This window comes from uncultured Roseivirga sp. (assembly GCF_963973945.1).
In the GTDB taxonomy this organism is placed as follows: domain Bacteria; phylum Bacteroidota; class Bacteroidia; order Cytophagales; family Cyclobacteriaceae; genus Roseivirga.
The window spans coordinates 82,930-108,649 of sequence record NZ_CAXBBV010000004.1; the positions used below are offsets into that span (position 1 = coordinate 82,930).

Sequence of the window (25,720 nt, forward strand, 5' to 3'; positions counted from 1 at the left end):
ACTCAGTAGGAACTCAGATAATCTTCCAATTCCATAATGCTTTGAAATTCTTGAAACGTATACTCTCCAATAGTGTGTTTATCCATTTTTTCGTGTACCCAAGTATCATGAAAGGGAATATGAATGGCCTGCCCACCAATTTCACAAACGGGAAGAATATCTGATTTTAAAGAGTTGCCAATCATGAGGAAATTCGAAGGTTTAATCTGGTATCGATTTAAAATCCCTGTATAGGTTGAAGTGTTTTTCTCACTCACAATCTCGATATGCTCAAAATGTTCTGCAAGACCTGAGCGAGCAATTTTTGTTTCTTGATCCCAAAGGTCTCCTTTCGTAATAATAATTAACTGGTACTCTGTTTTTAACTTTTCAACTGTTTCTTCAATTCCAGGAAGAATTTCGACAGGGTGGGTGAGCATATCTTTCCCTAAGTTGATAATTCTTTGAATGTCTTTTCCTGATATTTTTTGTTGCGTTAGCTCTATGGCTGATTCGATCATAGAAAGCATAAAGCCCTTAATTCCATAGCCAAAAAGCTTTAGGTTTTTCAGTTCTACCTCATAGAGTTTATGCTCTAAAGTGTCATCTATTTTAAAGTAAGAAGAAAGAATACTTTCATACTGAAGTCTGGTTTTGGTAAAAATGGGTTCGTTTACCCATAGTGTGTCATCAGCATCAAAAGCAATGGTAGTTATTTTTTTCATTCGAATTTGTTCTCGCGTCAATATACAGCCTGAAATGAAAAATGTCTCCATAGAATGCTAAAAGCAAATCAATGGAGACATTCCATAAGATTAATGATAGGTTTTACCAACCAGTTCTATACTCTCGTTTTACATATTGATTGGCTTCATCAAAGTTGGTTACCTTCATGTTTTTAGCATCCCAATGCAATCTCTTTCTACCATGGTATTTTGTGCCACCCCAGAACCCTTGATTTTTTGCGTTTGGATCTACTTCAAAATAAGCTTTCAAGGCAAGGTTTCCTATGAGAATACTTTCTGTGAATGGACCAGCATAGTCAAAAGAAGAACTTGTTTCAGCCTTTCCGTATCCAGCTATACAGGCGTTTACCCACTGTAAATAGTGTCCTTCTGGAACTCTAGCGATAGTTTCTTTTACCGATACCTGCTCATTCAATGATAAAGGAAGTAATCTTGGATTAGCTCCATAACAGTCTGCTAAAAGCTTTCCTTTGGTACCAATAAAAAGTACTCCACCATCCCAATTCCCAAATGCTTCATCATCACCCAGTTCTTCTGGTCTTTCAGGCATTATGCCTCCATCCATCCAAGTAACTTTAATATTCCCATTACCATCTGTTCTTGGGTAGTTTAAGTGAATTTTACTCGCTGTGGGGAAGCTCTTTGGAAAATCGATTGTTTCAAAATTGGCCCTGAAAGCGTCAACGGCACTGCACTCTACCTGGTCTGGATATAGGATGGGTAGAATTCTATACACAGGATCCATAATATGGCAAGCCATATCTCCTAATGCACCAGTTCCAAAATCTGACCAGCCTCTCCAGTTAAAAGGCAAGTATGCATCATTGTAATCACGTTTTGCCGCAGTACCTAGCCATAAATCCCAATCTAATTCTTTCGGAATATTATCTTTTCTGGTAGGGGTTTCTAGTGCCATAGGCCAAATAGCTCGGTTTGTCCAGCACTGTACAGTATGAACTTCACCAATTAATCCAGCATCATAATACTCTTTCATTTTCCGAACACCATCTCCCGAAGCTCCTTGGTTTCCCATTTGAGTAACTACCTTATACTTTTTAGCTGCTTCCGTCAACTGTCTAGCTTCTGCGATATCATGGGTAAGGGGTTTTTGAACATACACATGTTTCCCTAATTCCATAGCCGCCATAGCCTGTACTGCATGCATATGGTCTGGGGTAGATACAGATACAGCATCGATGCTGTTTTTGTTTTCTTCAAGCATCTTGCGGTAGTCTTTGTACATTGGTGCGTCAGGGAAATTCTTTACAGACTCCTTAGGACTTCTCTCATCTACATCGCAGAGGTAAGCTATTTTCACATTCGGACTCTTGGCGAATGAAGCTAAATCACTGGTTCCTTTTCCTCCAGCTCCAATTCCAGCAACGTATAGCGTGTCGGAAGGGGCTACAAAGCCTTTGCCCAGCACGTGTCGGGGAACAATTGTAAATGCAGCTCCTGCAAAGCCCAGTGTTTTTATAAAGTTTCTACGGGTAGTTGAGTTGGTTTTATTCTCTTCGTTGGTTGACATAGTTAAGAGTTGTTTCTAAAAAATAGATTTGATACCCTTGAATTTATGAAATCGATTTCAAATTGACTATATCATAGCGGAACAATGTTCGAATAGACTCGATACTAGTTAGGTATAATGGCTTAATAAAATAGGAAGGGCTGGGTAAGTCTAGGGATAACCTTACACTAAAAGAGACAGCCTTTATAGCTGCCTCTTTTGTTTGATTCTATTTATGAAGATTGATTTTTATAGTACTTCTACTAAAGTGTGCTTTTTATCCTCATCCACTATTTTATATTTGGTTTGGTTTAAGATTGAAATATTTTCACTCGTCTCAAACACGTTGCCAGAACTATTAATAAAATAGATAATGCCTTTGTCAAAGTTTTTTGATTTGTATTTACCCTTCTTTAATTCACCAACGGTGATTTTTTCTACGATCTCGCCTTGACCATATGCATTAAGCTTTACATCAAACTTTGCTCTAACTTCTCCATTAGGAAAGTACTCAGTAAAGCTGCCATAGAGCTTACTCATATAGTATGTTCGTTCGCTTTTAATCTCTCCTTCAGGAAAATACTCTTTAGCAATACCATTCAATCTACCATCGAGCACACCATAACGGAATTTTAATTTTTCGTTTTCGTAGTAATCAACAATGTCTCCATTGAATATTTTGTCATTAAAGTAATAGACGCCATCCTTGTACTGAATATCGTTAATTCGCACGGAATCAGCAGTTTTCTTAGTGTCAAAAGGAATAAATGACATTAGAAAAGTAAAAAGTAAAGCGGTTATTTTCATGTAGTTTTTAGTTAGTCTGTTTCAAAACAATTTCAAAGATACTTTACTATAAAAATCAAGCCAAATTTTTAATAGCTCTTTTGTGAAATTTTTAATATTTTTTTCAATAAAGCGTATTTCAACATTCTGCCCATTAAGGAGTCTTACAAAAGCTAGACATGATTTAAAATGAAAGGGTTGGAATTGAGTTAGGATTATAGAGCAGATAACCTTAGTTTTCTTATTCTGTCTCAATGGCAGTTTGAGTGACCTTGGAAATGTGTATTTTCGCCTGATTTCTCAAATTCAAACATTACTCTTCTTGAAAACAAAAACCTTACTTGTTGTTACTTTATTCCTTTTAGTGCTGGCCGCTGGGCTTGGTTATTACTTCTTTTTTAAGAAGAATGATGATGCAGAGATACAAAAACTGATTCCAGCCAATAGTCTTGGATTAATAACTATTAATAATGTATCTGAAACTATTAAGGAATATTCTGATTTCCCATGGTGGGATGAGGCCTCTTCGCTGCCCTTCGTTAACGGACTTACAAAAGCAAATACTAAGATAGACTCATTGGTAAAAGCTGGGGTATTACAATCGAAAATCAACCAAAACCCAGTTTATGTTTCCTTTCATTTAACCTCAAACAACAGTATTGAGCCTCTTTTTTTTATTGGTTCTCAAGGCTTTGAGTGGCTGCCCACAAACATTAAGAAGTTAGCTAGCTTATGGTTCAATAAAGAACTGCTTTTCCAAAGTAGGGTTTTTAATGAAAATCTTATTTACGAAGCCGATGTTCAAGAGTCGAAGTGGGGTTTTATTAGCTTGGGGAATTACCTCGTTATTTCTACAAATTCGGTTTTACTAGAAGATGTCATTCGCGCTGAAGAGGGTGAAGAAAACCGACTGATCAAGTCAGAAATGAAAATTGACGACAATCTTAAAGGATTGAATTTGCTATTGAATACTGATAGAGTTGGCAGACTGAGGAATGTGTTTACTGGTAATAACGAGCTTTCTAAAACTCAAATTTCGGGACTCCTTAATATTAAGATTGAGCCGTCAAATGCTGGTTTGGCCTTTAATGGCATTAGTGTTTCAAATCAAGTAATAGAACAGAGTTTGCCTTCAAATGCGGTAATTAATGTAGAAAATTTTATTCCGAGCTCAGTAAGCCTTGTTCGTTGGTTTGGTATTGAAGGGGTCGAAAATAGAGAATTGAAAGGGTTTGATATTCCTTTATTTCAATCGCTTCAAAATTCAGAGATATGTGAGGTTAACATTGACTTTGGTACTAATGCAATGTCGAAGGTCATTTTATCTGAGGTCTCTGATGTCACCAAAATTTCGCAAATGCTCGAGGATATTTCAAAAGCTAGTAGGGCAGAGGGAGATACTCTCTTTACAGAACGCTTTATAAACAATGAAATCAGGTTTGTAAATGAAGCGGAATTTTTGGCTAAGGCATATGGTGATAGGTATAAGAAATCGGGAAAGCCCTATTATGCTTTCTTTAATAATGTGATGCTTATAAGCGATAATATTGATGCGCTAAAAACGGTTTTGGTAGATTACGATGCGGAGAACACTTGGGGGAGGATACCTGAAAAGAGGAGGTATTTAGATAATCTTGTTCGGGAAGCGAACATTACTCAGCTCAATAACTTTGAGTTCTATTTAGACCCTTTGATCAATTCCTTCAACCCAAAATGGAAAGCGTTTTTTAAAGAACATATCCAACTTTTTTCTTCATTCAATAATTTTAATTTTCAAGTCAATGAAGCTTCAAATAGACTGATTGTTAGTGCAGAGCTAACCTTTAATGAATCAGTTCAAAATCAGATATCGAGAACTACAACGGCTCAAAACACAACAGAAATAGGTTTGGAGTTAGTAACCAATGCTTTTGGAAATGGGAAGTTGACAACCAAACCATTCGTAGTTAAAAATCATGATAGTAATGCGCAAGAGATTATTTTTCAAGATGAACTCTACCAACTTTACTTGGTAGATAGAACAGGCAATATCTTGTGGAAGAAACAACTAGATGGCAGTATTAATGGTGGAATTGAACAGATCGATTTTTACTCAAATAGAAAACTTCAGTACCTAATGTTTACCGATTCTGCGGTTCATCTAATTGATAGAAATGGCGATGATGTAGAAGGGTTTCCAACTTCATTTAAAACAGAATTACCAATAACTCAATATACAGTGGTAGATTATGATAATAGTAAAAACTATAGATATGCTACAACAGACAGACGAGGTAATGTTTATTTATTGGGTAAAGAAGGTGAGTTGCTTGAGGGCTGGGCACCAAAGGCCATAGGCTCTGCTTTAAGGGCTGCGCCAGAACATGTTAGAATCAGAGGTCGAGACTGCTTTGTGATTGTAGAGGCAAGTGGTGTGGTACACCTTTTAAATAGAAAAGGAGAAGAATATTCTGGATTTCCGTATGATACTAAAAAGCGAATTTCAGGAGATTATTTTATTCAGCAAGGGCCTTCTTTCAATGAATCATATATTAAAGTATTAGGTGAAGATGGAGAACAGCTTTCTATTGATTTTAATGGAAATGTAAAAACACGAAATCAATTGGTGAAACCATCGGTTACTAGCCGATTTATAGCTGTACGCGATAAGCTGAATACTGGTCTTTTAACGGTGAGAAGAGACAATAATCAGTTTACTGTTTTTGATGAAAAGGGCCAACGTAAATTTGATTACAACTTTTCAGGGCAAGGAGAGTGGAATTTAGAATACTATAACTTTAGAAACGATAGTGAGTTATATGTTGCTCAGAATTTGACTTCAGGAGATTTAGTTATTCTAGATGATCAAGGGAAAGAGAAATTCTCGAAGACAAGTTTTTCTACAAATCCAGTTGGCATTCTTTATTATCAAAACAAAAGAGAATATGAGCTCTTTGTAAATTTCGATAATCAAATGGCTATTTATAAATTTGCCAAATAGGTTAAAATACAATGAAATTACTTTTTTCGTTTTCTTTATTCATACTCTCTGCCAATATTTCTATTGCGCAAAATGATAGTTTGCCTGAGCGATTCAATTCGCCATATGAGGTTATAATCAACCACCTTAATTACTTACAAGAAGATAATTATAACCCTGCGCAAGCTGCGAAGTCCTTACGCCAAGGAGATTTATCTCAAGAAGAAATTGAAAAAGTTGCGATTGAACTAAAACAGATTTTTGATGGGTCTGGAAATTATGTTTATCTGGATGAAGTACCAAAAAGCCCAGATTACTATGACAGTGTTTCGCTTAAAAAGCGCTACGTGCTCTTTAGTGAATTCCCCGAAATCTATGTTCAGAAAGAAGCTGATGGATGGTTTTATTCAGGTAAAACCGTTCAAAGTATAGACCTGATTCACAAATCTGTTTATCCTTTTGGTACCGATCGACTTTTGAACCTATTGCCCAAATTAGGCTCAAAAAAGTATATTGGGCTTCACATGTGGCAACTAATAGGTGGGCTTATTATAATAACAGTTGCTTATATACTCCATTTGGTGCTTACGCTTCTTTTGCGGGTTGTTATTTTTAGACTACTACATAAGTACGGAAAGGTTGATTTGGCTAACAACCTCATATTGCCAGTAGCCAGACCATTTAGCTTAGTCATAGTCTTTGCATTTGTAAGTCTGCTTATCCCAACGCTTCAATTACCAATTGCGATCTCTAAATACCTGATTTTAGGAGTGGGAGCATTGCTTCCGCTGTTTGCTACCATGTTCTTCTATAAAATGGTAGATGTTTTGGGAGCTTACATGAAAAAAGTGGCTGAAAGAACCCAGAATACGCTAGATGATCAGTTGGTGCCATTAGTACGAAAAATCCTAAAGACATTCGTTATTTTGGTTGGTATTATGGCCATTTTGGATGGGCTTAAGTTTGATATATGGCCTTTAATTACAGGTTTATCAATAGGCGGTTTGGCGGTAGCATTAGCCGCACAAGATACCCTCAAAAACTTCTTTGGTTCCGTAATGATCTTCGTGGACCGGCCCTTTCAAATTGGAGACTGGATTACTTCTGACGATGTGGATGGAACGGTAGAGGAAGTAGGTTTTCGTTCTACCCGAATCAGAACATTCAGAGATTCATTAATGTATGTGCCAAATAGCGTGATTTCAAACAGAACAGTGGATAATCATGGTAAGCGACAATATAGAAGATACTTTACTAAGCTTGCAATTACCTACGATACACCAACTGATTTGATCGAAGTGTTTGTAAAAGGAGTAGAGAAAATCGTTTTGAACCATCCTGACACACGAAAAGACTCTTATAATATTTTTTTAAATGATTATGGAGCTTCTTCACTTGATGTGATGCTCTATATTTTCTTCAAAGCACCTACATGGAATGAAGAGCTCAGGTGTCGTCAAGAAATTATGCTGAGCGTAAATCGTTTGGCAGAGAAACTCGGTGTAAGGTTTGCCTTCCCAACACAAACTTTAATGGTAGAACAATTTCCCGGCAAACTGTCTTTAACACCAAGCTATACTCAAACTAAAGAAGAAATGCATAAAGAAATGGAAGACTTCTTGGCGAAAAACGAAAATGGCAACAAAAAATAAAACCAATGTAAAATTTGGTACCAAGGCGGTACATGCTGGCGTAACACCAGACCCTACTACTGGAGCAATCATGACGCCTATTTATCAAACCTCAACCTATGCGCAGCGGTCACCAGGCGATCATAAAGGTTTTGAATACTCTAGAACACATAACCCAACCCGTTCTGCTTTGCAAGAGAGTATTGCAGCCCTTGAAAATGCGAAACATGGTTTGTGCTTTGGCTCCGGTTTGGCAGCAGTAGATGCTGTAATTAAACTATTAAGCCCAGGAGATGAAGTAATTGCAGGAGACGATCTTTACGGTGGCACCTATAGGATTTTCACAAAAGTGTTTGCTAAATATGGTATTAAGTTCAACTTCATTTCGATGGAGAACGTAACAAACATTGAAAAACACATTACTCCCAATACCAGATTAATTTGGGTAGAAACACCTACCAATCCAATGATGAACATCATTGACATTAAAACTGCTGCTGCCATTGCTAAAAAACATAAGGTAATGTTAGGTGTAGATAACACTTTTGCTACGCCATACCTCCAAAATCCATTAGATCTAGGTGCTGATCTTGTTATGCATTCGGTAACTAAATATTTATCAGGACATTCTGATGTAGTTATGGGAGCACTAGCAATGAATGACGATAAGCTGGCTGCAGATTTAGCTTTTATCCAAAAGTCGTGTGGTGCGGTCTGTGGTCCGCAGGACTCCTTTTTGGTTTTAAGAGGGATTAAAACTTTGCATTTGCGTATGCAAAGACATTGCGAAAATGGAGAGAGGGTAGCCAGGTATTTAGCTAATCACCCAAAAGTTGGTAAGGTATATTGGCCTGGCTTTGAAAGTCACCCAAATTATGAAGTAGCAAAAAATCAAATGCGTGGTTTTGGGGGAATGATTTCTTTCGTGTTTAAAGAAGATGATCAGCAACAGGCTTTTAGAGTAATGGAGAAATTGAAATTCTTTGTTTTGGCAGAATCCTTAGGAGGGGTGGAGTCCTTAGCAAATCATCCTGCAACCATGACCCACGGGGCTGTTCCAAGAGAAGAAAGAATGAAAGTTGGGCTGTTGGATTCCTTAATTCGATTAAGTGTTGGAATTGAAGACATAGAAGATTTGATAGAAGATTTAGATCAAGCCTTAGGATAGCCAAATATTATATCTAATTGGAAGCTCACCTCACGTGGGCTTTTTTGTTGTGGTGAGCTATTTCGAAATATTATTCTGTTAACACTTGTTAATATATGGGTAAATAAAATTTTATACTTTTTTTTCTACTAATCATAAACTTTTGTTGAACTTTGCCGTCATAAGGAGAGTAAGAAAAATTAAACAAACAAACAGAAGTTTCTTACGAACTGACACCTAATCAGAAAAGAGTAGAAAAGTGAATAAAAAAACAGAAAAACAACAAAAACAGGTCATGAAACAAACATTGAAAAAACAAAAAACGCTGTCGGCCTTAGTGGCATTTAGTTTAGCAGCAATGATTACGCTTTTCGCAGCTTCAAATTCATTTGGAGTTCCTTCTCATGAAGATATTACTGATATTGACGCAAGAGTAGAAATGGAGCTTTTGGCTGAGGCGGTGGCTGAGATCCAAAAAGATTTGTACACTTTTAATGTTGATGAGGCTTTTGATGTGGAATCTGAAACCGTAAAGAATATTAAAGTATTTGGTGCCGATAATAAATTATTAGGTGAGGTATCGCTAAAAAGTAATGAGGTAATAGAAGATAAAAAATTGCAAGTTCTTGTCAATCGCTCAGAATTTCTTTCAAGCTACGGCAATACATCTATTTATAGAATTTCGGAATAAGGTAACAAGTTTTTGTTCGAACCTATTAAGATAGCCGTCTCAGTTTTGCTGAGACGGCTTTTCTATTTACCTAAGAAACTTAATTTCACACGATACATGGAGGTGGAGTACATTTTTTCAAGCTCATTCGGTTATCAATAGTTGAATTTTTTTCTTTGAACTTACTTGCTCATAAAAAGTCAAGTGATAGAGCAGGTAATTCAGACTTTACGCATTTACAGATGAATCTTACTACACAGTAGTGTAGAAATAAATGCACACGATTTTCTCTTTAATTTTAATTATTCATATATTAAATATGTTTATAGTATTTGTTTTGTTGAAAATAGGTAAGGGCAAGGTTTTAGCCAATAAGGAGGTATAACCAAAAAACGAACATTATGAAAAAGATAATATTACTCGCTCTCTTCTTTTCTTTTACAACATTGGTCATAGGTCAAACAAAAGAAGACCCACTTAGAGTCTCCTTAGGAGTTGTTCATAACAAAATGCAGCTTATTTACTATGATGGACTTTTTAATTTTAGCGAACTCGAAGACGTAGGCTTCCGCGTTGGAGGTGAATTGTACATTAATCCGAGTTTTAATACATCTCTAAATCTTTCTAGAGCTAAAATGAGACATGAGATGGTGTATAGTGCCGTAGTTACTGACTTGACAGCTAACCTTATTTATAAGTTTAACAACGGATATATTTTGAAAGAGGATTCGCGCTTTAAACCCTTCTTAAATACTGGATTTGGAATATCGAATACGCAAAGACAGAAATTTTTCTTCGATGAGTTTGATGGCGGAGTACATGCTATGATGCCATTTGGTGCAGGTTTTGACGTTAAGGTAAATAATAAAACAGACTTAACAGTCTCTGGTACTTATAATAACACCATTGATGATACATACAACTACATTCAGTTTGCAGTAGGTGCAAAGTTTAGTTTGAAAGGGAATAAAGATAGTGATGCTGATGGCGTTTTTGATAGAGATGATGCTTGTCCCGAAACACCAGGCCCAGTATCTAACCAAGGCTGTCCTTTAGCAGATGATGATAATGATGGTGTTGCTAACATTTATGATGCTTGTCCTAATGTAGCTGGAACTATGAACGGATGTCCAGACAGTGACGGTGATAAAGTACCAGACATTTATGATGTTTGTCCTGATGTAGCAGGCGACCCAGCTTTAGGTGGATGCCCTGATTCAGATAATGATGGAGTTGTAGACTCACAAGATCCATGTCCAAACACATACGGTACAATAAACGGATGTACACAACAAGCAATTGAAGCAATGATGCCAGAATCGGAAAAAAGCATTAAAGTTCAATTAATTGAAGCTGCTGAAGATGTTCTTTTCGAGCTTGATAAAGCAACTTTAACCGCAGGATCATATGATGCTCTAGATGATATTTTGAAAGTACTTCAAAATAACCCTGATATGAAGATTGATATTAATGGTCATGCTGATAGTACAGGGTCTGAAGATTACAACTATCAATTGTCTAAAAAGAGAGCTGAAACAGTTAGAAATTACTTTATAGAAAAAGGAATTGCTTCTAACAGGTTAATGGCCGAAGGTTTTGGAGAAAGAGCGCCTAGAACAGGTAATTCAACTTCAGGAGAAAGAGCCTTGAACAGAAGAGTTGATATTGACTTTATCATTAATAACAACTAGTCACTATAAGTATTAAAGTTTTAAAGGCCAACTCATGTAAATGAGTTGGCCTTTTTCTTTGCTCTGTTGTTAACTAAGAAACAATGAACCAAGTTTTTACGTAAGCACAATAGCCCCAAGTAGTGTGTGACTGAGGTAATTACCCTATTTGATTTTTGAACTTAAAAATTAATGTCATGAAAGCACGAAACTATAATAAAGTACTGTCGGCCTTAGCAATAGTGGGGCTTACGGCTTCAATAGCAGTTTTAGTTGATAACTTCGGTGATCGAACAAACACTAAGTCTAATAACCCTAGTATAGAGGCTGAGAACATTATTCAATTTAGCACGAATGGCTTGACGGATGAGGTAACAAATCAGTTAGAACAAGTCAAGATTTTTAATGATAATGATGCATTAATAGCAGAGTTTACCGAAGGAGAACCTGTTAGTGATGAAACTCTTAAACTGTATCGAAAGGCTGATTTCCTCTCAAAATTCAACAATCTGGCAATCTATAAATTGAGTGAGTAACCTTCGGTTTTGTTTTTTCTTGTGGTTTTAATCGTATAGAAATAGAAGTGCCAATAAACCTCCATTCATATAAAATGTGAATTTACGCCCCCGTTTTTCATTAGTTGTTTTTATCTTTTGCTCATGAGTAAACCGTCAAATTATCTGACGGAGACCAAAAACCACAACTATGAACAGATTAAAAACTACTATCAACCATTTTGGCTTGTTGATTCTGATCGGTTTGGTACTTTTTGCCTTTGATACTCAAGCGCAAAGAAACCGAAGGAACAGCCCGCCACCACCGCCTAAACAAGATCTTCAGGCAAAAATTTTCAACGACATTCAATGGCGCTCCATAGGTCCCTTCCGAGGAGGTAGAGCATCCACTGTTACGGGTGTATCTGGTAAACCCAACTTGTATTATATGGGAGCCACTGGAGGTGGAGTATGGAGAACAGAGAATGGTGGCGATACTTGGGCTAACATTTCCGATGGTTATTTCGGAGGCTCAATCGGAGCTGTGGCTGTAAGTGAATCAGACAATAAGGTGATTTACGTAGGCCAAGGTGAACAAACAGTTCGAGGTAATGTTTCTTCAGGTTTTGAAGGAATGTGGAAATCTACAGATGCTGGTAAGACATGGCAGAATGTAGGCTTAAAAGACGGAATGCACGTTGGGCGAATCAAGATTCATCCAGAAAATGCGGACATCGTATGGGTAGCTGTTATGGGAGATTTGTTTAAGTCTTCTGAAACCAGAGGTGTTTATAAAACTACCGATGGTGGTAAAAACTGGAAGCGAGTTTTATTTACAAACAAAGATGCAGGTGCTGTAGACATTAGTCTTGACCCGAACAATCCTGATTTTATGATGGCGAGTACTTGGAGAGTAAGAAGAACTCCATACAGCCTAACTTCAGGAGGAGAAGGATCTGCTATTTTTAAATCAACCGATGGTGGTGAAACTTGGACAAACATTATAGAAAACCAAGGAATGCCAAAAGGCCCAATTGGAATTAGTGGGGTTGCTATTTCTCCAGTAGACCCAAGTCGTGTGTATGCAATGATTGAAGCTAACGATGGTGGAGTCTACCGCTCTGATGACGCTGGCGAAACATGGAGAAAAGTAAACTCAGACAGAGGCTTACGCCAGAGAGCTTGGTATTACACTAGAATTTATGCTGATACAAAGGATGTTGATAAACTATATGTATTGAACGTAGCCTATCATACTTCAACGGATGGAGGAAGAACTTTTAGAGGTAGAAACGCACCGCATGGTGATCACCATGATTTATGGATTGCTCCTGAGGACAACCAAAGATTAGCCATTGCTGATGATGGAGGAGCGCAAGTTTCTTTCAATGGAGGAGATGATTGGTCTACTGATAATAATCAGCCAACAGCCCAATTTTATAGAGTAGTAACCGATAATCATTTTCCTTACAGAATTTATGGAGCACAGCAAGATAACTCTACAGTAAGGATTAATCATAGGTCATTTGGAGGAGCAATTACCGACAACGATTGGGAAAGCACTGCGGGGGGAGAAAGTGCGCACTTGGCTCCAGACCCAAAGAATCCAGAGATTGTTTATGGAGGTAGTTATGGAGGACTTTTAATTCGCCAAGACCATGCCAAAGGAATTAGTAGAAATATCAATGCTTGGCCAGATAACCCAATGGGACACGGTGCAGAAGATTACAAATACCGTTTCCAGTGGAACTTCCCAATTGTATTCTCTCCAAATAACCCGAATAAGCTTTATACGGCTTCTAACCATTTACATGCCTCTACAAATGAGGGGCAGAGCTGGGAGTTAATTAGCCCAGACTTGACTAGAGCTGAACCAGATAAATTGGGTAAATCAGGTGGGCCTATTACGTATGACGATACTTCAGTAGAGTATTACGCAACCATATTTGCAGTAACAGAATCGCCATACGAAAACGACTTGATTTGGACGGGGTCTGATGATGGACTAATTCACGTAACCAGAGATGGAGGTAAAAACTGGGAGAATGTAACTTCGCCAGATATGCCTAAGTATTTAATGATCAACAGCATTGATGCCGACCCATTTGTAAAAGGTGGCGCTTATGTGGCTGGAACTCAATATAAATTAGGTGATTATGAGCCTTACCTATACAGAACAAAAGATTACGGTAAAACTTGGACGAAAATAACCACAGGTATTCCAAACGATTACTTTACAAGAGTAGTCAGAGCCGATCCTAAACGAGCAGGGTTACTTTATGCAGGAACAGAGCGTGGTATGTTTATTTCATTTGATGATGGAAACTCATGGAAACCATTCCAAATGAACTTGCCAATTGTTCCTATAACGGACCTTACCATTAAAGATGATAACCTTATTGCTGCTACCCAAGGTAGAGCATTTTGGATGATCGATGATTTGACCATTATTCACCAGCTTTCTGATGAAGTCGCTTCAAAATCAGTTCATATGTTTAAGCCAATGGATGCTTATAGAATTGGTGGAGGTTTCCGATTTGGTAGAGGAGGCGGATCAGGTGGTGATGCCAATCTACTGTATGGCGAAAACAAGCCAGGTGGAGCAGTAATTTATTACAATATGAAAGAAGCTCCCGCAAAAGGCACAAAAGTTTCTATGGAGATTTACCGTAACGGTGAAAAAATAGAAACCTCTGTCCTTAAGCCAGAAGCAGGTCTGAATTCTTACAACTGGAACATGATGTTTGAGAATGCAGAAAATTTTGATGGAAACATTATGTGGGCAGCCTCACTTCGTGGTCCAATGGCGCCTCCAGGAGAATATACTGCAAAACTGATTGTAGGAGATGACACCCAAGAACAGAACTTTAAACTCTTGGCAGACCCTCGTTATGGGTCAACCGATGCAGAATTGGTTCGCCAGTTTGATTTCTTAATTACTGTTAGAGATAAACTGACCGAAACGCACAGAGCGATCAAAGATATTAGAGAAACAAGATCACAGATGAATGACCTAATGTCTAAAATCAAAGGCGAAGATCGTTTCAAAGAAGTGGTAGATGCTGGTAAAGCCTTGATGGAAAAAATGACTGTGATTGAAGAAGCTTTGTATCAAACTAAGAATGAGTCAGGGCAAGATCCATTGAACTTCCCAATTAGGTTGAATAACAAACTTGCGGCATTAAATGGAGTAGTAGGGAGCGGCCATTACGCACCAACAGCTCAGGCTGAGACAGTTCGAATTGAACTCACCAAGCAAATTGATGCCGAGTTAGCAAAACTAAAAACCATTATGCAGAACGACTTACCAGCATTTAATGAATTGGTGAAACAGAAATCTGTAGATGCTATTGTAATAAAAAAGAAGTAAAGGAGTAGGTAGTTTTACTACTCAATTCCATAATTAAAAAATTAACCCGTTATTTATTGACGGGTTTTTTTATTAATTTTTGAAATAATTATTTTTATCGAAAGAAAACGATGCTTATGAAAAAGATATTAATGCTAATGCTGTGTTTGGGGCTAATTTCTCCTCTTGCCACCAATGCTGCTGATGGTCAACCGACAGAAACAACCGTTGCTGAAAATTTTATAATTGTAGTTGGACAGTACCCTGCTAAAAGCAACGCAGATGATTTGCTTAAAAAGATGAAACCAAACTATAAGGATGCTGGCGTTTTTTATGATGATGCTGAAAAGAAGTATTATGTATACATCGAAACCTATTACTCAAAATCAGGTGCAGATTATGCCGTTTGGTGGATGAAGAAAAATAGGCCAACTCTTCCAATAGTATGGGCTAAAACTATTGCGGTAAAGTAAATAAGTCTCCGCTTTCTGAAATTATACTATCCAAAGGCCAAGTTTAATCTTGGTCTTTTTTGTTCTATCTAATGTTTATATTTATACAAAACTACCGATCACCGTTAAATCACTTGATTACTGGTAGTTTAAATTAGTAGCTTTATTTTCTGAAATTAACTTACTCTATGAAAGCCTTATTAAAAAATCGACTTGTAGCATTCTTGTCGCTCGCATTCATCATCTCTTCATGTACAGGAGGTGGAGAAGAAAAAGAGAGCGCGGAATTTAAATTGAACTATGATAAATATACCCTAGACAATGGTTTAGAGGTAGTGGTTCACAAAGATGTCTCTGACCCCAAAGTAGCAGTAGCCGTATTGTACCATGTAGGTTCTAATCGTGAAAAACCGGGTAAAACAGGTTTCGCTCACTTTTTCGAGCCATGCTTTTTCAGAACTCTGAAAACGTAGGAGCCGGAAACTTCATTAAAAACATTAACGATTTAGGAGGAACCTTTAACGGAGGAACTTGGACGGATGGTACCATCTATTATGAAACCGTTCCGAGCGATGCCCTTGAAAAAGTACTTTGGATGGAATCAGACAGGATGGGATTTTTTATCAATACCATATCTGATTGGGGACTTGAAAACGAAAAACAAGTTGTAAAGAATGAAAAAAGGCAAGGTGTTGACAATAACCCTTATGGCCATAAGTCATATGTCAAGCTTAAAAACCTTTATCCTGAAGGCCACCCATATAGCTGGAGCGTGATTGGAAGTTTAGAAGATTTACAAAATGCCACCGTAGCAGATGTTAAAGAATTCTATAATAAATGGTATGGCCCAAATAACGCCACTCTTGTAATCGCAGGTGATGTTGATGAAGCAGAGGTTAAAACGCTAGTTGAAAAATACTTTGGTGAGTTAGAGCCAAGAGAAGAAATAGAAACCATTAAGCCACAGCCAGCAGTACTTGATCAAACCAAGTTGTTTTATCACGAAGATAAATTTGCAAATCTTCCAGACTTAGAAATGACATGGCCAACAGTAGAGCAATATCACCCAGATTCTTGGGCGTTAAACATGCTTGGTCAAGTGTTAACTGACGGGAAAAAATCGGCCTTGTATAAGGTAATAGTAGAAGAGAAGAAGTTGGCTCCAAGAGTTTTTGCTTATAACTCATCTGCAGAAATCGCAGGAACTTTTGCAATCGGTTCAAGAGCTTTTGACGGTGTGAATTTGAATGATTTAAGAGCTGCTATTTTTGAAGGCCTAGAAAGATTTGAATCAGAAGGATTTTCTGATGCAGACTTGGCTCGAATTAAAATTGGTCAAGAAACAGGTTTCTATAATGGTATGTCAAGTGTATTTGGTAAGGCATCTTCTTTAGCCAACTACAATACTTTTGCTGGCGATCCAGGTTTTATTGTTGAAGACCTAGAGAAATCACAAAATATCACGCGTGAGGATATTATGCGAGTGTACAACAAATACATTAAAGACAAGAATTACCTAGCTACCAGTTTTGTGCCAGTAGGACAAAAAGAATTGGTTTTAGAAGGTTCTGAAAAAGCATCTGTAGTGGAAGAAGCCATAGTACAAGGAGCTGAAGCTAATCCTTATGACCAAGGTGTAACATTTGAGAAAACCGCTTCAAGAATCGACCGTAGCGTTGCACCTCCATTAAAAGGTACACTTAGTTTTGATCCACCTGCGATTAATAGTGATAAACTAGCTAACGGGATGAAGGTGTTCCATATTTTCCAAGATGAATTGCCAATGGTACAATTTAGCCTTAGAATAAAAGGAGGGATGTTTTTAGATGACCCTAGTAAAATAGGAACTGCAGCTTTGCTCGATAACATGATGATGGAAGGAACTGCTAACAAAACACCTCAAGAATTACAAGAGGCCATAGGTCAGTTAGGTGCTAGAATCAGTGTTTTTGCTTCAAAAGAGTATATTACCATCAGTGGTAACTCATTAGCCAAGAATTATGATAAAGTATTAGACCTAGTGGAGGAAATCCTTTTCGAGCCTAGATGGGACGAAGCAGAATTTGACAGAGTAAAAAGCTCAGCCTTGAACTCAATTCAGCAGAGCGCAGCAAACCCTAATGCGATTGCTTCTAATGTTTTCAACAAGGTACTATATGGTAAAGATCACATTTTCGCTTACCCAACCTCTGGAACAGCAGAAACTGTAAATAATATTACTTTGGATGACTTGAAGGACTATTACAACAAGAACTTCTCTCCATCATTGGCCTCTTTCCATTTTGTGGGAGCTTTAGACAAAGCAACCGTAACTACTTCTTTAAATCGATTTGATAAATGGGAAGCTAAAGAAGTTACTTTCCCAGAATATGAAATTCAATCGGCAAATGAAGGCTCAAGAATCTACTTTGTAGATTATCCAGATGCTAAGCAATCTGTAATTAACATTGGTTCTATTAGCATGAATGGCGATAATGAAGACTTTGCTGCTGCAGAAGTAGCCAACTACCGTTTAGGAGACGGCTCTGGCTCTATGTTGTTTAAGCAGCTAAGACTAGAAAAAGGATATACTTATGGAGCTTACTCTGGTTTCAGCAGAAACATGAATGGTGCTCCATTTACTGCCTCTTCAAGTGTAAGAAGCAATGTAACAAAAGAGTCAGTTGACCTTTTCAAGGAAATTCTTGATAACTACGGAAAGAACTTCACCCAAGAAGATATGGAAAACACCGGAACTTCAATTTTAAGAAGCAACACTCAATCATATGAAACCCTTGGAGGCTTGGTAGGCATTCTTCAGAATATCTCAACTTATGACCTTCCAATGGATTATATAAAAAGAGATGAGAGTAAATTGAAGTCTATGACCTCTGAAGATGCTCAAAAAATAATAGGAGAATACATGGACCCTGACAAGCTGTTCTATGTGGTTGTAGGTGATGGTAAAACACAGTTGAACCTTTTGAACAATACAGGTTTAGGGAAGCCAATTGTAGTAAACCCGAAAGATGAAAAGTTGGAACTTAAGAAGAAGTAAACTTCATTAACATAATGGAAAGGGCTCGCAAATTAATTTTGTGAGCCCTTTTTTGTTGAATACTATTTCAGATTTCTTTGTTCCTATCAACAATAACATTTGATAATTGCCTAAGAACATAGAACTTCGAACCGAAATATGAAATACTATATCATAGCAGGAGAGGCCTCGGGCGATATGCATGCTGCCAATTTAATGAAGCAGCTGAAACAACGCGATTCCGATGCTTTCTTTAGGGTTTGGGGTGGTGATAAAATGCAGGCGGAAACCAATGAAATGGTTCGACATTTTAAGGATTCTTCATTTATGGGAATATTTAATGTGCTCTGGAACATTAGAACCATCAAGAAGAATTTCACCCTCTGCGAAAATGATATTATGGCTTTTAAACCCGATGTATTGATTTTAATCGATAATTCGGGCTTCAATTTACGGATAGCCAAGTATGTAAAATTATCTAAACTCCACACTAGAATATATTATTACATTCTACCACAGGCTTGGGCATGGAAACAAAAACGTGTACACACCATTCATCAGTGGTGTCACCGAATTTTTGCCATACTTCCGTTTGAAAAGGAATTTTATAAATCCTATGGTTACGAAGTAGATTATGTTGGGCATCCGATTTTGGATGCCATGGAACAGCGTAAACCTAGTCTCGTCAATTTTAAAGAACTGAAAAAGGAATTCAACCTTTCTGAAAAGCCAGTGATTGCGCTTTTACCCGGAAGTAGAAAGCAGGAAATCAAGACCAAGCTACCAGCCATGCTGAAAGTGATTAATCATTTTCCAGATTATCAGTTTGTTATAGCAGGCTCCGAAACCCTTGACTTGAGTTTCTACAAAAACTATTTAGATACTGATGTGCCAATCATTTTCAATCGCACTTATGACATTCTAAATAACGCAACAGCTGCATTGGTAACTTCTGGAACAGCCACTTTAGAAACAGCTTTATTCCGTGTGCCACAGGTGGTGTGTTATAAACCTGGTTACGTGACCTATAAGTTGTTGTCACGAATTGTCAAGATCAAGTACATCTGTATGGTCAATTTGATTTTAGACCGAATGGCCGTGCAAGAGCTAATTGAAGGCGACCTTAATGAAAAACGAATGGTCAAAGAGCTGAACCTGATTTTAAAAGGGGAGAAGAGGGCGCAGATGCTAAAAGATTATAATGAGCTAGAAGTCAAGATGGGTGGCCCAGGAGCTTCAGCCCGAACTGCTGAGCTGATGTGGGAGGATGTTTCAAGAAAGAAAACCGTTAAACCACAAAGTTAATAGCTACGATATTTTCTTCAGCACATATTCGATATGCCAAACTAATCTGGCATACGACCCCAAATCCAAAGCTCTTTGACCTGTTAGCATACTTGTGAAAAAAACAGGGCAATCCTTTAGTTGCACTGGGGAGATAATTTTTTCTGTTCCTAATTCAGGATCAAAATTAAATTCAAACTTCGGGGTTGAGTGTTTTTCAGACTTAAGTAAATCTCTGGCAAAAGTATTGTTGACAACAATGATTTTAGGTTGAGCCTCAATTAATATTTGTTTAGAAATTTTCAACTGCTCATCCAAGAAAAGCTTTTCTTTTTCATACAATTGGCGAACTAGACTTTGAGATGTTTCCCTGATAAATAATAAATCAAGGTGAGTCCAATCCAGTTTGGCTTCTTTCGACAGGTCTTTTTTAGAGTTAACTTCTTTGGTTATATTGACGAATTTTTTAAAATATCTGTGCTCCTGACCATGAGAGTGGTTATAGTAGGTGTTACCTGGATTACCATCATAAGAGGGGTTTATTCCAATGAACATTAAAGCGTCCTTTAGAATAATGTCTTGAATTGCGAATCCTCTTTTTAAAAGCTCAATATCCTTAAAACTTTCATCTTCCCAGATGTTTTTGATGACTCTATCGAAGTCAACTTTAGTACTAAATTCAGCCATAATAGTAAAGATGTTTTGGAATTAATGTTTTGAGGTAAGGGTGTTCATTTTATGAATAACCGAAATTTACCAATCATTCAATCCCCTTCCTTTGAGTATTTTTGGAGTACATTTCTCTATTCTCGACTCACGGGTTTTGGATTGTTTGGGTTGAGAGAAATGGAGTAAATATCCTCTTTGTCGGCCCGGAGTTAAAGCCTCAAAGGCAGCTTTTAATTGAGGGTTTTCATGTAATGCCCTCTGAAATTCTTCAGGTATGTTAAATTCAGAGGTCTCCTTTAGAGGAACTTTCAGTCCAGCATTTTCTACTTCAATCGCTTCATAGATATAAGCCTTTAAAACGGACTCCATCTCCATGATTTGACGTGCATTGGTGAATTTTATTAGACGAGCAGCCTGGGTATTTTCTCCGGGCTTATCTAAAATGCCATTCGCATCTTCGAGCAATGCCCCTTTAAAAAAGCTAAGTGAAGCATATTCTTTAAATGCACTCACTACTCCAATGTTATTTCCCTGAAATGTATAACACGGAACACCCCATTTCGATTCTTCCGTTAGACCACATTCAATCATTATTCTTCTCAACTGTTTCAGTTCTTGCGGCCAAAAATTGACTTTGCAATCGGGAGTGCCTCCTAGTGGGCAACGGCCACAGCCTTCTGTAAAATATAAATCAACATCGGTGGTCATACTGTTCATCTGTTGAGCCATTAGAAATTAATGATCATTGAGCCCTTTGCCTTCGAAAATCAATGGAATACTTTTCTCAATTCTTGATTCGCGGGTTTTAGACTGTTTGGGTTGAGAAAAGTGAAGGAGGTACCCTCTTTGACGCCCTGGAGTTAGTGCCTCAAAAGCAGCTTTTAAATCGGAGTTTTCATTTAATGCTCTTTTGAACTCTTCTGGCATATTAAATTCAGAAGTCTCCTTTAATTCCACTTTCAAACCAGCTTTTTCTACTTCAATCGCCTCATAAATGTACGCTTTCAGTATAGCTTCCATTGTAGCTATTTCCTGAAGGGTAGTAAAACGAATTTGGCGTGCTGATTGAACATTTTCTGTTTGTTGAATGAGAATATTCTCAGTGTCCTTTAGTAACACTCCTTTGTGAAATAAATAGGCACAGTACTCTTTAAATCCATGGATCAAAACAATGTTGTTACCCTTAAATGTATAACAAGGACATCCCCATTTCAACTCTTCCGTTAGGCCACAATCGAGAGCGATGGATCTCAAGTGGGTGTATTCAGCTTTCCATTTTGTGTCTTTTTCGAAAAACCAATCGACTTCGGGATTCATAATTTTAGTTTAGAATTCAAGAAACAATTTTTCTTTCTGCTGGCCTAAAATACCAAGAAATTACGGTTAGTACTATGAGTAATATAGGCCCAAAAAGCTCTTTAGCACTACCTCCGACAGCGATATGTGAAATTACTGCACCTGACATGGTAAAGAAAAAGCCTGCATAAGCCCATTCTTTAATTAATGGAAATTTGGGAAGAAGCACAGCGGTTACTCCCAATATCTTCCAGATTCCGAGTATGGTTAAAAAGTATATGGGATAACCCAAGTTAGTCATCATATCTACTTCTTCTTCCATTCTAATGAGCTGTACAATTCCTGTAGAGAGCATTCCTAATGAAAGCCAAATGGTAGAAACCCAGAAAATGATTTTGTTTCTTTTTTTCATGTGTGCTTATTTTAAAGTTTTGGCAATTTCTTGTAGTCGATTATGGGCCATGTTTAACCCTTGAGCAAATGGCAACTGGAGTATTTGATCCCTAATTTCGACAGATCTATAAACCACATGCATAGTGAGTTTGCTGGTGTTATTAGTAAGCTCTTCAAACTCCAGAAACTCTAATTGTACTCCGAAATTGGCACTTTCCATTTCAAATGTTCGGGTGATTTTTTGGTTTGAAATAAATTCATGGATTGTGCCATTGAAACCGTATTTATTGCCTTTAGGGTCAGTGGTTTCAAACTGATAACTGCCATGGTTCTTGTTTTCAAGCTTCAGTACTTTTGTGCCCATCCATTGTTCGACTATTTCAGGGATTTCATAAGCTTTAAAAAGTAGGGCCAAAGGCAAATCAAACTCTCGGGTAATCACTAAATCTTGTTTGCCATCTTGGGCATTGATCTTTGTCTTTAATTCCATGGTTCTTAATTATCTGTTTTATACTGTTTCATTATAGCTTCTAGTTTATTGAATCGGTCGTCCCAAAGTTTGCGGAAGGGCTCAATGAAATCTGCGATTTCTTTCACCTTTTGTGGGTTCAAGTGATAGTTGATTTCTCGTCCAATTTGCTCTTTCTCTAGAAGTTCGCATTCAGTTAGAATTTGTAAATGCTTTGAAACCGTTGGTCTAGCAGTGTCAAAATTTGAGGCGATGGCGCCTGCGGTCATCGACTGTGAGGCCACTAAAACAAGAATGGCCCTTCTTGTTGGGTCGGCTATGGCCTGAAATACATCTCGTCTTAAATTCATTATGTAGCTATTTGACTACAAATATATATGTAGTTATTTAGCTACGCAAATTTTGACGAAAAATATGGATAGGGTGAAAATTAAGAGAGCTCCATTTTCATCAGCGGTAAAAACCTGCCTTTGGGTAGGCTTTCTTTTTGAGCATAGGTAGTAAAACCTTGGCTAGCATAAAAGGCTTCGGCATTAGGGTCAGCTTCAACCACGATTGGTTTGTTATTGAGTACTACTTTTTTGATACAGAAGGAGAGGAGTAGTTTGCCAAAGCCATGGCCAATATACATTGGTTCAACCCAAAGGTTGGTAACATCATAAACTTCGATTGATTCTTGAATGGCACAAAAACCAATGATCTTATTTTCTAATACCAGTTTATAAATGTGCTGCACTTTAAAATCAGTTTTGGTAAGCAGCATGTCCTCTTTCCATAGCTTCATCCATTCTTGGGGGTAGCCCCAATGTTGTTTGGAGACGAAAGAGATTCGATTGAGATCATCAATATCCGTGATTTGGGCTTTAATGATTTCAACGGAGTTCATGATTGGCTATCGAAAATAAGAGTTCATCACTTTCTTTAGTATACTTTTCGTTGTACTGTCTTTGCAGGCCGATTTTCTGTAATAAATGTTGGGAAACAATATTCTTTGAGCTTGTAATGGCTAAAATGGTGTTGAATTTAAGCTGAGTTTTTCCATGATTTAATACGGCTTGGGCTGCTTCAGAAGTGTACCCATTTCCTTCATATTCAGGAAGAATGGCATAACCAATGTCGGGATGATCTAAATAATCACGTTGCAAAAAACCACAAAGCCCAATAGGGGAATCGTTATGCTTTAAAATGATTTTATAAAGGCCAAAGCCACGCTCATTATAGCTCTTGATTAACGTATTCTTAATATAGTTTTCAGCATCCTGAAGTGTTTCAATTCCTCGATCACCAATGAATTCGACCCAATTGGGGCTATTCAGCAAAGTGAATATAAATACTTGATCATCGAGGGTGCCTTCTTCTAGCCGCAAGCGTTCGGTTTCTAAAATAATCATGGTCGAAACAATATCGTTTTAAGATAGTGGATATATCCCTAAATTCAGATACCAAAGGCACTATTCAATTACTACCACATTTTTACCCATCACTTTTCTTTCCATTAAATCTTGAATGGCTTGTGCCCCTTCGTTTAAAAGATATTCTTTGTGAATATGCTGATTGAGCTGACCACTTTTGATCCATGCCAGAATCTGCTGAAAATTGGCCATGCTGTCTTTTGGCTGTTTCTGAGCAAAGGCTCCCCAAAACACTCCTACAATAGATGCTCCTTTTAACAGAGGTAAATTTAAAGGGATGGAAGCTGGAGTGCCTCCTGCAAAACCTACCACCAAATAACGCCCTTGCCAAGCCAAGGAACGCACTGCGGGTTCTGAAAAACGATCACCCACGGGGTCGTAAACTACGTCTGCACCTCGATTGTCAGTCAATGCTTTTATTCTTTCTCTAAGGTCTTCAGTACTGTAATTGATGACTTCATCGGCTCCCTTGGTTTTGCACAGTTCTAGTTTTTCATCCGTTGAAGCTGCAGCAATTACTTTGGCGCCCATCAGCTTCCCTATTTGAACGGCTGCCAAACCTACACCGCCTGCTGCGCCCAAAACTAAAAGTGTTTCGCCTTCTTTCAATTGAGCCCTTTGTTTTAAGGCATGCAACGAAGTACCACAGGTGTACATGGTAGTGGCCGCAGTAATATAATCCATTCCTTCAGGAATGGGCAGGGTTTTATAGCCATCAGCCAAAACTTCTTCCGCAAAACCTCCCCAGCCTGTGAGTGAGAAAACACGGTCGCCCACTTTCAAATGTTCGACTCCTTCACCAATCTCTTTAACAATGCCCGCTACTTCGCCTCCTGGCGCAAAAGGTAAATTGGGTTTGAACTGATATTTATTATGAATGATAAGACTATCGGGAAAATTGACTCCACATGCTTTTACAGAAATGACCAGTTGGCCTTTTTGTGGTTTTGGGCTTTCAGCGGTAGTTAACTTGAGGTTTTCTGTAGAACCAAATTCGTGACAGAGTAGGGCTTTCATCATTCAAATTCTAAATTTAGACTTGCTGACTCAGATTAGCCAAGATTTAAGACAAAGGCAAATCGTAGCGCATTAAATGATCTTTCTGTTGAGCAGTACCTAGTTTAAAAGGGTGTTCTGAAAATTTATAAAAGCCTAATTGTTTATAGAAGGCAATTGCTTTTGCATTTCGCTCCCAGACTCCTAGCCAAATGTATTCAATTTGATGAGATTTGGCCTGTTCGATAATAAAGTCGAACAGCATTTTCCCATAACCTAAACCATGATAATTCAAATCCACATAGGCTCGTTCTAGTTCTAAACTTTTGGGGTCGTTAATGTCAGACTGGAAAGGAGTGAGGTTGAGCTTTATATAGCCAATTATTTGCCCCTCAAGTTCTAAAAAGTAAAAACTAGAACCTTTATGGGTCATTTCTTGACCTAATTTTTCTTCTGTAATTGCCTTGTCAATATAGGCTTTAAAATCTTTAGGGTCGTTGTCTTTTTCAAATGTGTCTTTAAATGTTTTGAGCGCAAACTGGGTTAGCTGTGTTAAGTCTTTTGCTTCACACTTTCTAATAATTGCAGCTCCAGTTTTCATTCGAGTATTTCTTTAACGCGCCCTACTTGGCCGTCTTCCAAACGCACTTTTATGCCATGTGTATGTTTAGGAGATTTTGTCAAAATATCTTTTACAATACCTTGGGTTAACTTCCCACTTCTTTGGTCTTGTTTAAGCACAATGTTTACCTCAATACCTGGCTTTATGTTCGCTCTGTTGGTTCCGTCCATTTT

Annotated in this window: 25 protein-coding genes; 11 read left to right on the top strand and 14 right to left on the bottom strand. The window is 37.8% G+C overall.

All coding sequences use genetic code 11. The features are described 5' to 3' along the window. Window positions 1-2: 2 nt before the first annotated feature. From AAC026_RS08715 to AAC026_RS08725, 3 genes are all read right to left on the bottom strand, one after another. On the bottom strand, window positions 3-704 hold the full coding sequence (locus AAC026_RS08715) for an HAD family hydrolase (protein ID WP_339697063.1): 702 nt from the start codon (window positions 702-704) through the stop codon (window positions 3-5). 103 nt (window positions 705-807) lie between these two features. Next, the gene (locus AAC026_RS08720) at window positions 808-2,253 is read right to left on the bottom strand and encodes a Gfo/Idh/MocA family oxidoreductase (protein WP_339697065.1); all 1,446 of its coding nucleotides are present in this window, start codon (window positions 2,251-2,253) and stop codon (window positions 808-810) included. A gap of 228 nt (window positions 2,254-2,481) precedes the next feature. Next, window positions 2,482-3,039 (bottom strand): hypothetical protein, encoded by a 558-nt coding sequence (locus AAC026_RS08725; protein ID WP_339697067.1) that lies wholly within the window; start codon window positions 3,037-3,039, stop codon window positions 2,482-2,484. 301 nt (window positions 3,040-3,340) lie between these two features. On the opposite strand from AAC026_RS08725, the gene AAC026_RS08730 reads away from it, so the two are divergent. The 11 genes from AAC026_RS08730 to lpxB all read left to right on the top strand — a co-directional run bounded on the left by AAC026_RS08730 (window position 3,341) and on the right by lpxB (window position 19,711). Continuing rightward, a complete protein-coding gene (locus AAC026_RS08730) occupies window positions 3,341-5,998 on the top strand; it encodes a hypothetical protein (protein ID WP_339697069.1) in 2,658 nt (885 codons plus the stop codon). A gap of 11 nt (window positions 5,999-6,009) precedes the next feature. Next, entirely contained in the window at window positions 6,010-7,629 is a 1,620-nt protein-coding gene (locus AAC026_RS08735) for a mechanosensitive ion channel family protein (protein WP_339697071.1), read from the top strand. Next, the gene (locus AAC026_RS08740) at window positions 7,613-8,776 is read left to right on the top strand and encodes a cystathionine gamma-synthase (protein WP_339697073.1); all 1,164 of its coding nucleotides are present in this window, start codon (window positions 7,613-7,615) and stop codon (window positions 8,774-8,776) included. The genes AAC026_RS08735 and AAC026_RS08740 overlap by 17 nt, the downstream gene beginning before the upstream one ends. Window positions 8,777-9,014: 238 nt before the next feature. Beyond that, window positions 9,015-9,446 (top strand): hypothetical protein, encoded by a 432-nt coding sequence (locus tag AAC026_RS08745; protein WP_339697075.1) that lies wholly within the window; start codon window positions 9,015-9,017, stop codon window positions 9,444-9,446. A gap of 380 nt (window positions 9,447-9,826) precedes the next feature. Continuing rightward, window positions 9,827-11,116, top strand: coding sequence for an OmpA family protein (locus tag AAC026_RS08750; protein WP_339697077.1), 1,290 nt, complete (start codon window positions 9,827-9,829; stop codon window positions 11,114-11,116). A 176-nt stretch (window positions 11,117-11,292) separates the two neighbouring features. Continuing rightward, entirely contained in the window at window positions 11,293-11,631 is a 339-nt protein-coding gene (locus AAC026_RS08755) for a hypothetical protein (RefSeq protein WP_339697079.1), read from the top strand. Between the two features lie 169 nt (window positions 11,632-11,800). Beyond that, a complete protein-coding gene (locus AAC026_RS08760; protein ID WP_339697081.1) occupies window positions 11,801-14,959 on the top strand; it encodes a glycosyl hydrolase in 3,159 nt (1,052 codons plus the stop codon). Window positions 14,960-15,075: 116 nt separating this feature from the next. Continuing rightward, window positions 15,076-15,411, top strand: a complete 336-nt coding sequence (locus tag AAC026_RS08765) for a hypothetical protein (RefSeq protein WP_339697083.1) — start codon at window positions 15,076-15,078, stop codon at window positions 15,409-15,411. Window positions 15,412-15,578: 167 nt separating this feature from the next. Then, window positions 15,579-15,863 carry a hypothetical protein gene (locus AAC026_RS08770; RefSeq protein WP_339697085.1) on the top strand — a complete coding sequence of 95 codons (285 nt, stop codon included), beginning with the start codon at window positions 15,579-15,581 and terminating at the stop codon, window positions 15,861-15,863. After that, on the top strand, window positions 15,836-18,427 hold the full coding sequence (locus AAC026_RS08775) for a pitrilysin family protein (protein ID WP_339697087.1): 2,592 nt from the start codon (window positions 15,836-15,838) through the stop codon (window positions 18,425-18,427). Before AAC026_RS08770 ends, AAC026_RS08775 begins: the two co-directional genes overlap by 28 nt. A gap of 138 nt (window positions 18,428-18,565) precedes the next feature. Further along, window positions 18,566-19,711 (top strand): lipid-A-disaccharide synthase, encoded by a 1,146-nt coding sequence (gene lpxB / locus AAC026_RS08780; RefSeq protein ID WP_339697089.1) that lies wholly within the window; start codon window positions 18,566-18,568, stop codon window positions 19,709-19,711. Between the two features lie 3 nt (window positions 19,712-19,714). On the opposite strand, the gene AAC026_RS08785 is transcribed toward lpxB, so the two are convergent. From AAC026_RS08785 to AAC026_RS08835, 11 genes are all read right to left on the bottom strand, one after another. After that, window positions 19,715-20,377, bottom strand: coding sequence for a hypothetical protein (locus AAC026_RS08785; RefSeq protein ID WP_339697091.1), 663 nt, complete (start codon window positions 20,375-20,377; stop codon window positions 19,715-19,717). A gap of 66 nt (window positions 20,378-20,443) precedes the next feature. After that, window positions 20,444-21,067 (bottom strand): YdeI/OmpD-associated family protein, encoded by a 624-nt coding sequence (locus AAC026_RS08790; protein WP_339697416.1) that lies wholly within the window; start codon window positions 21,065-21,067, stop codon window positions 20,444-20,446. A 27-nt stretch (window positions 21,068-21,094) separates the two neighbouring features. Further along, window positions 21,095-21,676, bottom strand: a complete 582-nt coding sequence (locus tag AAC026_RS08795; RefSeq protein WP_339697092.1) for a YdeI/OmpD-associated family protein — start codon at window positions 21,674-21,676, stop codon at window positions 21,095-21,097. A gap of 16 nt (window positions 21,677-21,692) precedes the next feature. Continuing rightward, window positions 21,693-22,067 (bottom strand): DoxX family protein, encoded by a 375-nt coding sequence (locus AAC026_RS08800; protein WP_339697094.1) that lies wholly within the window; start codon window positions 22,065-22,067, stop codon window positions 21,693-21,695. Between the two features lie 6 nt (window positions 22,068-22,073). Next, window positions 22,074-22,538, bottom strand: a complete 465-nt coding sequence (locus AAC026_RS08805) for an SRPBCC domain-containing protein (RefSeq protein ID WP_339697096.1) — start codon at window positions 22,536-22,538, stop codon at window positions 22,074-22,076. 5 nt (window positions 22,539-22,543) lie between these two features. Continuing rightward, window positions 22,544-22,867, bottom strand: coding sequence for a metalloregulator ArsR/SmtB family transcription factor (locus tag AAC026_RS08810; RefSeq protein WP_062591718.1), 324 nt, complete (start codon window positions 22,865-22,867; stop codon window positions 22,544-22,546). An 80-nt stretch (window positions 22,868-22,947) separates the two neighbouring features. Further along, the gene (locus AAC026_RS08815; RefSeq protein WP_339697098.1) at window positions 22,948-23,403 is read right to left on the bottom strand and encodes a GNAT family N-acetyltransferase; all 456 of its coding nucleotides are present in this window, start codon (window positions 23,401-23,403) and stop codon (window positions 22,948-22,950) included. Beyond that, window positions 23,390-23,908, bottom strand: coding sequence for a GNAT family N-acetyltransferase (locus tag AAC026_RS08820; RefSeq protein ID WP_339608318.1), 519 nt, complete (start codon window positions 23,906-23,908; stop codon window positions 23,390-23,392). The genes AAC026_RS08815 and AAC026_RS08820 overlap by 14 nt, the downstream gene beginning before the upstream one ends. Window positions 23,909-23,968: 60 nt before the next feature. Further along, entirely contained in the window at window positions 23,969-24,949 is a 981-nt protein-coding gene (locus tag AAC026_RS08825) for an NADPH:quinone oxidoreductase family protein (RefSeq protein WP_339697100.1), read from the bottom strand. A gap of 43 nt (window positions 24,950-24,992) precedes the next feature. After that, window positions 24,993-25,526 carry a GNAT family N-acetyltransferase gene (locus AAC026_RS08830; protein WP_339697102.1) on the bottom strand — a complete coding sequence of 178 codons (534 nt, stop codon included), beginning with the start codon at window positions 25,524-25,526 and terminating at the stop codon, window positions 24,993-24,995. Beyond that, window positions 25,523-25,717 (bottom strand): YwbE family protein, encoded by a 195-nt coding sequence (locus AAC026_RS08835; protein WP_339697104.1) that lies wholly within the window; start codon window positions 25,715-25,717, stop codon window positions 25,523-25,525. Before AAC026_RS08835 ends, AAC026_RS08830 begins: the two co-directional genes overlap by 4 nt. Window positions 25,718-25,720: the final 3 nt, after the last annotated feature.